Raw genomic sequence first — 12,047 nt, 5'->3', positions numbered from 1 at the left:
GAGGGCCAGGGTTAGGGTGTTTACCCCAAAATAATAAAAATCCTTTATTACTACCCATCAAACCCGTAAGTGTGTCGTTTTGAGCAGTAAGTGTGCAGTTTTGGTACATAACTGTGCAAGGTTAGGGCTTTTTCCGGTTCAATCTCTTCTTTACGACCGCTATAAACTGAGGCAGGTCGGGAGTAAGCTGGAAGTAAAAAATACCGGCAAAGAAGAGGATGGAAAACATCGCCGACCGCAGCAGGATGCCTCCCAACCCGTGAATATGCTGCCACAAAAACCAGGTGAGCAGGTAACTGCCGGTAACCAGGAGCAAGGCATAGAGGGTTTTGATCGTGAATGGGGTTAAATTGAAGCGACGCTTTATGAATACCAGCCTGCATATATTATAGACAAACAGGGTACCTGCGGTGGCGAATGCAACCCCCTCTATGCCTACATACTTAGCCATAAGGATATTTAATGGGATAGAAAGCGCCAGTAATATCACTCCTGCGTAAAATTCAAATCGCCAGGCCGGAGAGGTGACAATCAATACGGCATTGGCGCCTGTGCCCAGTTCAAACAGGTTGTACAATCCCAGCAGGAGGAATACTATTTTACCGGTAGCAAACTGGGAATCTATATGTAGAAATTTTAATCCATCATCATAGTTGAGCCAGATATTGATAAAAAGAAAGCTACCGATCAGTAACAAATTGATGGACGAGCGTTGATAAATACGTTTGATTTCTGTCAGGTTTTTATTTTTCCAATGCTGGGCAATCAGCGGGCCGGCAATGGCCTGTACCCCGCGGAATGGTACCTGCAAAATAGCTGCTGCATACTGGTTCAGCGAATAAATGCCGGTAGTTGCCAGGTTTTGGGCTCCTGCCAACGCTAATGTATCCACCTGGCGGGCCATGTTAATAATGACCGAACCTCCATAAACATACCCCACATAAGTAGTTGCACTCTTTTTCAATCGCCTGGAAACGCTGCTGAAACTGGTACTTACATGCAATTGCCGGGTAAAAAACAGGTAAGAAATGATGATCGCGACTATCAGCAGGTAAATACAACAAAAGAGAATGACAAAAATGCTAAAAGGGATTATTTGAAACATGTACAGGATAATGAGCGCAAAAACACAGATCCTATACGCTGTTTCCTTCATAAAATTGGGCAATACTGTTTTTTTCAAAGCTCCCATATAGCTTTCCAGGATGGTAAAGCATAAATAAAAAAAAGAAAAGACCAAGGCCCAGTAATAAAACTCTACCAACAAAGCCGATCTGCTCTGGAATTTTTTGATCACCAATGGCTCGAATAGTAAGCAGCCACTAAATACCAATATAGCTCCAATGCTGCTGAATAAGATAGCTATGGTAAGCATATCGTTTTTCTTGTTTGGCAGCCGATCAAAGTAGTAAGGGAAAAAACGATTGATAAAGGCGGTCATCCCCAGGGAGGCCAGTGGAGCGAGTATCTGCGAAAGACTGATAATCACCTGAGTAAGGCCAAATTGCTCTGGGGTAAATATGCCTTGCCGGGTAAATAAGTAGGTATTGATGGCACCAACTCCGAAACCGATATAAGCTAGAAAGGAGGATTGAATAACTTGTTTGCGTATCTGTCCCATGATTGTGCCCGGTCGATTTTGCCTGCTATAGTTTAGCGGTAAAAATAAGGTATTTATCTTAAGAGCAGCCCAAGGCACCGGCGATGGATTGCTGCATAATTTTTGATTGCTACTTTGATTATTCATTTAGAACCAATATCTTGGAAAGCTATGAAAGCGGTTTTATGATTTTATAATTTCAGCTTCTCCAGTGAGTTTATTTACTATTTATTCTTAGTTTCGCACCCAATTAAATCGCGCTATGGCAGAGACTTTAGGCATGTTGTGTGACAAGCTTACGATCGTTAAATTGAAGGAATATCATACAGAAGACGCTCAAAGGCTGAAAAGCTTACAGGAGCAAGCTGTTTTGTTGCAGGAGGAAATTAATGAATATGTTGCCCAGGCCATTTCCGGGCAGATCCCTCTCAACAGGTTGAGCTTTGCCGCTAATAAGGTCTTTAAAAAAGAAGGTAATGAAGTAGCCGAAGTGGTGGGCCATATCGGAGAAGTCTTTTACCAATTGGCGGACGTAAATTGCCGGCTTTGGCATGAACAGGAAAAAGTGTATGAGTTTGAAAAAGTGGCACTGGACGAAAAGGACAAAGTAGTAAAGCAACTAGCTGTACTGAACCTTGAACGGAATAAGTGCATCGATTCCATTAATAACCAGCTTATCGAACTTGTAAAAGTTAAAAATAGCTAATAACTCATTGTTTTTATGCATATTAAGACAAGAACAACCTGCCGTGTCTGTGGATCTTCGTCCTTAAAGAATGTGATTGACCTGGGGCCGCAATATTTGCAGGGATCCTTTATAAAACCGGGTAAAGAAATGCCTTCTACCCGTAAGATACCCTGTACATTGGTGCGTTGTAATCCGGAACAAGACGAAAATGCCTGCGGTTTGCTGCAGATGGAACATTCGGTTCCTCCGGAAATCCTTTATGCTGCTTATTGGTATCGTTCCGGCACCAATAATACCATGCGTAACCACCTTAAAGGGATAGTGGATGCTGTAGTGCCCATTATTAAGAAAAAAGATGCGATCGTTCTGGATATTGGTTGCAATGACGGAACACTGCTTAATTTTTATCCCAAGGGTGTGATGAAATATGGCATTGACCCCTCGGATATAGCTCAGGAGATCAAAGATGAAGATGCAACTGTGGTACAGGATATCTTCCCTTCCAGGAAGCTGGAAGAAGTGTTGGGTAGCAAGACCCTGGATGTGATCACTTCGATCGCTATGTTCTATGACCTGGAAAATCCTGTAGAATTTGTAAGAGGGATCAAACAGCTGCTTTCTCAAAAAGGGGTGTGGGTATTTGAAATGTCCTATATGCCCGATATGCTGCGCTTAGATTCCTTTGACACCATTTGCCATGAACATCTGGAGTATTATAGCTTAGCGGTGCTGGAGATTATTTTAAAGAAGGCCGGCATGCGGTTATTTAAAATATCCTTTAATGATATTAATGGTGGTAGTATCCGTTGTTTTGCCACGCATGAGGCCAATATAGCCTATGATAGTCCTGAAGATATCCAGCTATTGAACGAAATAAGGCAGAAAGAGTTTGACCTGGAACTGGATACGGATAAGCCTTACCAGGCTTTCTGGGAGCGTATCGTGAAGTTGAAGAACGAACTGCATGCTTTACTCGTAAAACTGAAAAACGAAGGCAAGAAGATCCATATTTACGGCGCTTCTACCAAGGGTAATACTATTTTGCAATGGTGCAATATCGACAACTCCATTATCGATTATGCGGCGGAAAGAAATCCGGATAAATATGGCGCGATGACACTGGGTACCAATATTCCCATTATCAGTGAAGCGGATAGCCGGGCTATGAATCCTGATTATTACCTTGTGTTGCCCTGGCATTTTAAAGAGGAGTTTCTGGAAAGAGAAAAAGAGACACTGGAAAAAGGTATCGGTCTGATCTTCCCATTACCTAAGATCGAGATATATAAAAAATAGCTGACAGGGTTGGGTAATTATTAAAATGACAGAAGGGCTTAGGTATGGAAACTGTTTTGTTTATTTCTCATTCCCAAAAGCAATGTGGCGTTCATGAGTTTGGGAAAAATATAGCTGAAGCTTTAAGGGGTTCAACCCGTTATCACTTTACTTATGCAGAGTGTTCCGGGATCTCTGAATTGCATCAATTGGTCGCTACCCATAAGCCTATTTCCATTATTTATAATTACCATCCTTCTACAATGCCCTGGCTGACCATGAAGGTCATCCATACATTTAAAATATCCCGGATCAAGCGGATCAAAGTTCCTCAAATTGCCATTCAACATGAGGTTACCCAACAGTGGGCAGACCACCGGGATAACCGGCTTTTTGATTATTATATTGCCGCTGATCCTACCTTATTGCTAAAGAATCCCATCGTATTTAAAACCGGCAGGCTGATTATTGGATCTGCCAATCATTTTCCACTACCAGATGTGCCCGTGATCGGCAGTTTTGGTTTTGCCACCCCCAATAAGGGGTTTGAAGAATTGGTACAAGCAGTGCAGGCGGATTATGACAGAGCGATCATACGTTTCAATATCCCTGCTGCCGATTTTGGAGATAAAGAAGGTACCAATGCCAGGAAAATAGCAGATGACTGCCGCAAACTTATCGTCAAACCTGGTATTGAATTGAAGATCACGCATGATTTCTTCTCTCGCAGCCAGCTAATGGAATTTTTAGCCAGGAATACCGTAAATGTTTTCCTTTACCAGGATAAACAAGGCCGGGGGATATCCAGTACGATAGATTATGCACTGGGCGTAGACAGGCCTGTGGTTGTTTCTGATAGCATCATGTTCCGGCATTTACATAATGTGGAACCTTCTATTGTATATGGCCGCAATTCGATCAGGCAGGTTGTAGAGAATGGCATAGCTCCACTGGCCAAGCTAAAAGAAGAATGGAATAGTACCAACCTGGTATGGGAATATGAGCGTATTATAACTGCGGTGTTAAAAAAGGAGGCTCAGAAGGACAAGTCTGGTTTCCGTGCAACTATACTCCAAACTAAAAACCTGGTGCGGAAAGTGCTGGGAATGCCTCCCAAGGGTTTTACCTGGCTAAGAAATACCAATCAGTCTATCGAAGATAAACTGACCGTTGATAAAACCCAGACTTATACACCTGTTCAATTACCGCCGGGTACGCCTTTAAACAGGATATTGGATAATGATGCCAGGACTTTGTATAAGCCTGCTGTTGATAAACTGATAGAACTGGTGCCCCTGACGATGGCCAAAAAGATACCTGAGGCAAACGTACAGCAGGGGTTTGTTTTTGACACGGTATACCGGTACATCAAGGACTATCATTCGCCTAAGATGTTGTGTGTGGGCAGCTATGAAGATACTGCTGCCATGTCGTTGATCCGCATGGGATACCATGTTGAGGAAATTGACCCTGTATTGAATTATTATTTACAGGAATATACCACAAAGCCTGCTACTGTAAAGAATTCCTATGATATTATTTTTTCTACTTCTGTAATAGAGCATGATCCGGATGACGAATCGTTTGTGCAATGCATCAATGATCTGCTGGCGCCCGGGGGGGTAGCTGTAATCACCTGTGATTACAAGGACCAATGGAAACCCGGAGACCCCAAGCCGCACGTAGATGTGCGTTTTTATACTCAAAATGATCTCAGGAAAAGGTTGTTATCCTTTATGCCTGATTGCAGGTTGGTTGATGAACCTCAGTGGGACTGTCCCCATCCCGATTTCGTTTTCCTGGGCAAGTACCAATATACATTTGCTACATTCGTGTTAAAGAAAATTAAATAGCTCAGACTATGACAGCTATCATATTTGGAGCTAATGGACAGGATGGCTATTATCTCTCCAAACTGTTATTGGAGCGCGGCATACGGGTGATCCCGGTCTCCCGGCAGGGAGATGTTATAAAGGCTGATGTGGCCGATTTTGAGGCTGTAAGGTCTATACTGGAAGAGCATAAACCAGATTATATTTTTCACCTGGCTGCCAATTCCACTACCCGGCACCAGGTATTATTTGAGAACCATGCTACTATTTCTACAGGGACTTTAAATATCCTGGAGGCTGTACGAACGGTGGTGCCCCAGGCAAAAGTGTTCATTTCAGGAAGTGGCTTACAGTTTAAAAACGAAGACCTGCCCATTAAGGAAACAGCTCCTTTTGACGCCAGAGATGCTTATTCTGTATCGCGTATACATTCGGTGTATGCAGCCCGGTATTACCGGAGCCTGGGTATCAAAACCTATATCGGTTATTTCTTCAATCATGATAGCCCACGCCGTTCAGACCGTCATGTATGTAAGATGATTGCCAATGCTGTGAAAAAGATTGCTAATGGCGAGGATACGGTGATCGAAATAGGGGATATGAGCGTGAAGAAGGAATGGGGGTTTGCGGGCGACATTGTAGAGGCTGTGTGGACATTGGTGCAGCAGGATGAAGTATTTGAAGCGGTATTGGGGACTGGGGAAGCCTTTTCCATTAAGGACTATATTGAGGTTTGTTTTGATATCATACAAAAGGATTGGACCGGCTATGTTAAACCTGTTGAGGGCTTTAAGGCCGAATACCGGCAATTGGTCTCTGATCCTGCTACCATTTTTTCTTTGGGTTGGCGTCCTTCCACCAACTTTCGTCAACTGGCAGCATTAATGTTAACCACAGCATAAAATGGCATTGCAAAAAATACTTCTTGTCCATTTGTATTCCAATGGAGATTGTCTGTATGCTACCGCGCTAGCCAGGCAAATCAAACATGACTTTCCGGGGTGTCATTTAACCTGGGCTGTGGCCAGTTTTTGCCGTAAAACGATAGCCAATAATCCATATGTGGATGAGATCATGGAGATAAAGACTGTTGCCAAGGATGATATAAAAGCTTACCTCAGGTTTAGAAAAGAAATAGCACAAAGAAAAAGCGCCGGTGAATGGGACCAGGTTTTTATATCACAGATACTGGCTGGCAATGAAGCCAATTATGACGGCTGCATCCGCTCTGCTATTTTCCGGTCTTACGACCGGCCTGTTACAGTGCCCGTTACTCCTTCCTTACGTTTGTACCCGGAAGAAATGGAAAAAGTGAAGCAATTTGCCGCGGAACAACAATTGTCGACCTACAAACAGGTGATCTTGTTTGAATTTGCTCCCCAGAGCGGTCAATCTAAAATCACCCGCGAGCTGGCCATGGAAATTGCAGAGGAGCTGGTAGCACAACCTGGTGTTGCAGTGATCTTGTCATCAGCCTTCAAGATAAATCATGCCAACCCTGCTATTATTGATGGCAGTGAACTTTCTTTTAGGGAAACAGCAGGCTGCACGCATTACTGCACTTTGTTGCTGGGTTGTTCCAGCGGTATTACCTGGATGAGCACGTCGGATGCTGCAAAGAGGCTTCCTATGGTTCAGATACTGAATCCCTGGACGCGGTGGGTAAATCCAATTTCACGCGATTTTGAACGGTTCGGTATCTCAACAGAAGGGCTTATTGAACTCGTTGATTTTGATAAGGAAAAAGTAGTGGCTTGTGTGCAGGAGGCGATGGATAATTTCCATACAGCTAAAAGCCGTTACCATCAGGCTATCCCCTTGCATTTCCGCACCAGCAGGAACATCGTATATAATCTACTCTGTTATTTAAATTTTCCAGCAATTCTCCAGCATGTAAAGATAAACAGGCAGGTATACGGCAACAACCTGTCTTTCTTTTATGAAGTAGCCATGGGCTTTATAGTATTTCCATTCTGGCTTATTGGTAATACTTTCAAAAAGAAGATACGTCCGCGTTTGTCTAAATAGCCTCTCTATGGTGGTTCCGAAGAATGGGATCACATGTTCTCCAGCTTAAGCCAAACTTTCAATTTATACAAGGCTTTGCCAACGGGTGAATTTAATAAGTAATAAAGGCCTTTTAACCGCAGCTGCCAAAGGCTGTGCAATAGGGTATTGCCAAAGTATTTCCTGTAAACCTGGCTGGTTTCCTTTAGCGAACGCAAATATTGGGTTGAACTTATTCCTTGCGGTGCAAAACGTACGATGGGTTGTGGCAGGAAATAAAAAGGTTCATTCCTTATCCTGATCAGAAAGTCATAGTCCATGGGTATTTTCAGGCTGGTATCAAACAAACCATATTGGTCAAACAGTTCTTTCCTTACATACATGGTCTGGTGGGAAATGCTTCTCATTCCCCGGTAGACCTTAGCTGCTTCAAAGGGCTTGCCCAGGACGACATCCTGCCCTCCCCGTTTCATCATGTATTTGGCATGTAGCCAACGGGCCTGTGGGTTTGAGGCGAAGGCATCGATGACCTTTTGTAAGGAATGTTCATCATAAAAAGTATCGCCTGCATTCAGCATCACCAGAATATTACCTGTGGCCTGTTTTATGCCTTTGTTGAAGGCATCGCTTATTCCTTTATCTCGCTCATTGATCCAGCGCCGATAGGCGGGTTGGGGCCGTTGGTTTAAGTAATCCTTTATAAGGGATTCTGATGATCCGTCTATTATCAGATGCTCGAATGGCTGAGCGGTCTGTTGCTCTACAGACAAACAAGTATCTGTTAACTCCTGCAGGTTGTTGTAGCAAATAGTTATAATACTGATTCTATCCATATTATCAATAATCGCTACCTGGTTCGTATTTATTTATTTTTCTTCCATAAGTACAATACGCCGGCAACGATACAAAGAATAGAAATGATCCCTGCAATCAACGATACCTGATTACCTATGACATATTTTTCCGGTTCAAAGTGGAACCTGATGGCATGCTTGCCAGCCGGTACCGGTAATCCCCTGAGCAGGTAATTGACCTTTACGATCGGTGTCTCTTTTCCATCGATAAATGCCTTCCAGCCGGCAGGATAATATATTTCGCTGAACACGGCAAACTGATTGGTTGCAGCGTTGAATTCGTAGGTGATATCATCATTCAGGTTTTGGATCAACCGGATCGATGCTGTAGAATCAAATTGAGGCGCAAAGGGCACTTTCGATTTTTCCCGTTTGTCGATCACCACGGTGTCTTTGGGATTGAAAGTATCCAGTGCGCTCATTTCCTCATCAGCGTTATTTACGTATTTGATGGTCTTTACGAGCCAACAAGGCCCCAGGGCATCGGGATTTAACTGGGCCATCGGTTGCCTGTCCTGCGGATTGGAAACAATAATATACTTTGTATTCAACATGTTATATGCCTGCATATTGCCCCTGGTAAGCTGTCGCTGCATCAGGTCATCATATAGGGCCAGCCTCGCAGGGTGCTGACCGCCAACAGAATTATGAAAATAGGAGGCACGGGAATCGAGGAAAGGGTTACCGCCTGTCTGGTCCAATACGCGGTAATAGCCGGTATCCTGTTTTATCTGCAGGTCGGCCCTGGTGGCAACGAGTTCCGTTGCCTCATCGGCAGGATGGTAGTTTTTATGTGTCAGGTACCTCAGGTCTACACCCAGCAGGTCAATGGCCGAGAGGACCACGAGGCCTAGCACTACTATTTGTGATGAAATATTCTTCTTTTGGTAATAAGCCAGCAAGCCAGCTGCCAGCAGAATAAATATGGCAGAACGCAACAGATCGCCGCCATACAGGGAACGACGGTCGTCCTTTAACGCATTGATAACGGATCTGCCAAAGGAAGTAGCTTCCTGCTGCATTTCCGGTGTAGGTTGTTTGCCCTGTGCTATTTGTTGTAACATACCACCGGAAAGATTTTCTGCAATGGCGTTATCATTAGGGCCTTTATAATCCATGGAAAAATACATGGCGATCAACACGGCAAGCAGGCCTCCGGTAATGTACAGGGATTGTTTGAACTTTTTCCAGCGCACAGTAGCGTCGTATGAACCATTCAACAGTTCATTCAAGCCCAATGCAGCCAGTAATGGAACTGTTAGTTGGGGAATAATTAATGCAATGGAAGGAGCTCTGAACTTGTTGTAATAAGGTAGGTGGTCGAACAGGAAATAGTTGAACGCTTTAAAATTGCTTCCCCAGGCGAGTAAGATGCCTAAAATAGTAGCAGCAATGATCCAGCCGAGATGCCATTGCCGGTAGAATACCAAGCCTACAATGAACAGGAAGCAAATAATGGCCCCCAGGTACACGGTACCGGAGGTGCTGGGCTGCGCTCCCCAATAAGGCGAATATTGTTTGGCAAATTCATTGGCCTGATCCTCGGGCATGCCTGTTTTTTCAGCAAAAACCTTTGCCACTTTCGAGTTGTCACCTATTTCGTTGACATATTGGTTGTCCAGTACGCCGGGTGAACTACCGCCATATATACGGGGAACTATAAAAGTAAGTGTTTCAGAAATGCCATAACTCCAGGTAAAGGCATAGTCCTTATCCAGTCCGCCCTGGGATTTATTGCTTTTATCAAGTGGCGTCAATTCAGACCGGCCGCCGCGCATGGTCTCTTTTACATATTCAGAAGTAGGCAACAGCATCTTTGCATAAGAAGCTGCGCTGAGTGCTATAGCCAGAACGGACAAACCAACGCTGATCAGGAACGGTTTAAACTCTTTTTCCCGTATTGCTTTGATTAAAAAGGCCAGGCCGAGGAAACCAGCAATTAAGAATGTATAATACATTACCTGCACGTGGTTTTGGTAAAACATACAGGTAGTGGCAACCAGGGTGATCAGAAACCCTATAATATACTTCCGTTGCGAAAGCAATATCAGTCCGGCTAAAATAGCGGGGGCATATGCCATTGATCCAAACTTACTGATGTGTCCTACTGCGACGATGATTGCATTGTAAGACGCAAAAGCATATCCCAGTGAGCCCAATACACCAATCCAGTTTCTTGTACCCATTACCAGGCACAACAGGTAAAAACTGATGCAGGAAAGGAAAAAGAATCCGGCCGGTATAGGAAGGAATAAGGTAAATACGCTACCCAGGTGAGCAACGGTGATATTGTATTTCGAGTCAAACGCTATCTGGTAAGCAGGCATGCCACTGAGCATGCTATTAGTCCATAGGGGGAAATGACCATGTTTTTCCTTGAACTCAAATGATTGTTGTGACATGGCCTTCCAGCCTACAGCATCATGCCCACCCAGTACTTCTCCTTTAAAAACAGGTAAGCAATACACACAGGATATTACAAAAAAAATAGCTATTGCTATTACATGCGGAGTGAGCCTTTGCCAGAGCGTTTTGTTCATGTTGTTATTATTAACAGAAGGGCAAAATAATGCAATTTTTATAGCAACCGGGCAATAATTTATCCCATCCAGTGGATTGCTGGTTGATCTTGGGGGGTATTGTTATTTCGGTCCTATAAGCAGGGCTGTTTTTTGTGCAATATGGCCCCAATAAAAGTGCTGAAAGTAGGCCTCCGGAATGCTGGCCTCATATTGGGCGGCTTTTACTACTGCCTGGGCAAATCCTGTAAGCTGATCATCTGTTATGACCAGTTTACCATCGCAAATAGCAGGATCTACTCCAATGGCCCCGTTGTAAGTAGATACGGCATTCATATTATGGCCCAATGCCTCTACGAGCTTGGTCTTGATGCCACCGCCTTCCACCACAGGATTGAGGAATACGTCGGCGCCTATAAAGTACAGGGAAATGTCGGGCACAAAACCGGCAAACTGTATATGGGGGTATTGCTGGCTGGTTAATTCGGCGGGGATATCTTTTCCGCAGATAAGGATGGTATACTCAAAACCTGGGATGCCCTGCAAGGCGGGATTGATCTGGTTGATGATATGCCGAAGGCCATTGAGGTTGGGTAAATAATTGAATGCACCATTGAACAGCAATAGCCGGTGGTGGGCCGGAATACCGTGTTGCTTCAAAAGCGTATCCCTGGCTGCCTGCTTTTCTGCAGCCGAAGGGGGCGTATTCCATTCAATGCCATAGGTAGTGGTAATACATTTTTGAGGGACCAGGCCAAAATATTGGATGGCATAGGCACGATCATCGTCCTGTTTGAAAAAGCTGTAGTCGGCCCGCCGGTGTACCCATTTTTCGTACAACCACAATCCTTTCCACCACCATTTGCCAAGGGTTTTAAAACGTAACCCTTCTATATTGTGGGAGTGAACAATGAGCTTAACCCCGGTAAACCATTTGAGCAGCACGGCCAGCCAGCCAAAATAAGGGTGCTCCAGTTCCAGGTGGGTGATCTGGCGCTCTTTGATCAACTTTTTTAAAGTAAAGAAATAAGCGGGATTGGCATAGCGGGTGGGGGAGTCGGACAGTATATTCAGTACTTCGTATCCTTCAGCGGCTGCAGGCTGGTTACTTTGAGTAGTTACACAAACCAGGGATACATAGCGGCTGAAATATTTGTAGAATAATGCGATATCCTTTTGGCCACCGATCTTGGCCGGTAAAATATTATACGACACCAGGCCCAGCACTTTCATCAAAAGGTCTCCTTTTTTACAGTTGGACAAAATAATGCA

At 44.2% G+C, this 12,047-nt stretch carries 9 protein-coding genes; 5 read left to right on the top strand and 4 right to left on the bottom strand.

Annotated elements, in window-relative coordinates; genetic code table 11:
- Nucleotides 1-121 precede the first annotated feature (121 nt).
- Nucleotides 122-1,621 (bottom strand): lipopolysaccharide biosynthesis protein, encoded by a 1,500-nt coding sequence (locus tag D3H65_RS08410; RefSeq protein WP_162915492.1) that lies wholly within the window; start codon nt 1,619-1,621, stop codon nt 122-124.
- A gap of 241 nt (nt 1,622-1,862) precedes the next feature.
- Between D3H65_RS08410 and D3H65_RS08405 the strand changes: the two genes are divergently transcribed.
- The 5 genes from D3H65_RS08405 to D3H65_RS08385 all read left to right on the top strand — a co-directional run bounded on the left by D3H65_RS08405 (nt 1,863) and on the right by D3H65_RS08385 (nt 7,423).
- Nucleotides 1,863-2,306, top strand: a complete 444-nt coding sequence (locus D3H65_RS08405; protein ID WP_119049890.1) for a hypothetical protein — start codon at nt 1,863-1,865, stop codon at nt 2,304-2,306.
- Nucleotides 2,307-2,321: 15 nt separating this feature from the next.
- A complete protein-coding gene (locus D3H65_RS08400) occupies nt 2,322-3,584 on the top strand; it encodes a class I SAM-dependent methyltransferase (RefSeq protein WP_119049889.1) in 1,263 nt (420 codons plus the stop codon).
- Between the two features lie 44 nt (nt 3,585-3,628).
- Nucleotides 3,629-5,416, top strand: coding sequence for a methyltransferase domain-containing protein (locus D3H65_RS08395; protein WP_119049888.1), 1,788 nt, complete (start codon nt 3,629-3,631; stop codon nt 5,414-5,416).
- 8 nt (nt 5,417-5,424) lie between these two features.
- A complete protein-coding gene (locus tag D3H65_RS08390) occupies nt 5,425-6,297 on the top strand; it encodes a GDP-mannose 4,6-dehydratase (protein WP_119049887.1) in 873 nt (290 codons plus the stop codon).
- 118 nt (nt 6,298-6,415) lie between these two features.
- Nucleotides 6,416-7,423: a glycosyltransferase family 9 protein gene (locus D3H65_RS08385; protein WP_162915491.1), complete on the top strand. Its 1,008-nt coding sequence runs from the start codon at nt 6,416-6,418 to the stop codon at nt 7,421-7,423.
- Nucleotides 7,424-7,452: 29 nt separating this feature from the next.
- Here the strand turns inward: D3H65_RS08385 and D3H65_RS08380 are convergent, their stop codons facing one another.
- The 3 genes from D3H65_RS08380 to D3H65_RS08370 form a co-directional block, all read right to left on the bottom strand.
- On the bottom strand, nt 7,453-8,235 hold the full coding sequence (locus tag D3H65_RS08380; RefSeq protein WP_119049885.1) for a glycosyltransferase family 2 protein: 783 nt from the start codon (nt 8,233-8,235) through the stop codon (nt 7,453-7,455).
- A gap of 29 nt (nt 8,236-8,264) precedes the next feature.
- The gene (locus D3H65_RS08375; protein ID WP_119049884.1) at nt 8,265-10,796 is read right to left on the bottom strand and encodes a YfhO family protein; all 2,532 of its coding nucleotides are present in this window, start codon (nt 10,794-10,796) and stop codon (nt 8,265-8,267) included.
- A 102-nt stretch (nt 10,797-10,898) separates the two neighbouring features.
- Nucleotides 10,899-12,038 (bottom strand): glycosyltransferase, encoded by a 1,140-nt coding sequence (locus D3H65_RS08370; protein ID WP_162915490.1) that lies wholly within the window; start codon nt 12,036-12,038, stop codon nt 10,899-10,901.
- Nucleotides 12,039-12,047 lie beyond the last annotated feature (9 nt).

It is taken from the genome of Paraflavitalea soli (assembly GCF_003555545.1).
Classification (GTDB): domain Bacteria; phylum Bacteroidota; class Bacteroidia; order Chitinophagales; family Chitinophagaceae; genus Paraflavitalea; species Paraflavitalea soli.
Note: the sequence above shows the minus strand (reverse complement) of the source record. Positions and strands in the feature narration are given on the sequence as shown.

Bases quoted from the DNA above. Each gene is read 5' to 3' on its own strand.
- D3H65_RS08405 (WP_119049890.1), top strand. From the start codon at position 1,863: ATGGCAGAGACTTTAGGCATGTTGTGTGACAAGCTTACGATCGTTAAA.
- D3H65_RS08390 (WP_119049887.1), top strand. From the start codon at position 5,425: ATGACAGCTATCATATTTGGAGCTAATGGACAGGATGGCTATTATCTC.
- D3H65_RS08375 (WP_119049884.1), bottom strand. From the start codon at position 10,796: ATGAACAAAACGCTCTGGCAAAGGCTCACTCCGCATGTAATAGCAATA.
- D3H65_RS08380 (WP_119049885.1), bottom strand. From the start codon at position 8,235: ATGGATAGAATCAGTATTATAACTATTTGCTACAACAACCTGCAGGAG.
- D3H65_RS08410 (WP_162915492.1), bottom strand. From the start codon at position 1,621: ATGGGACAGATACGCAAACAAGTTATTCAATCCTCCTTTCTAGCTTAT.
- D3H65_RS08400 (WP_119049889.1), top strand. From the start codon at position 2,322: ATGCATATTAAGACAAGAACAACCTGCCGTGTCTGTGGATCTTCGTCC.
- D3H65_RS08395 (WP_119049888.1), top strand. From the start codon at position 3,629: ATGGAAACTGTTTTGTTTATTTCTCATTCCCAAAAGCAATGTGGCGTT.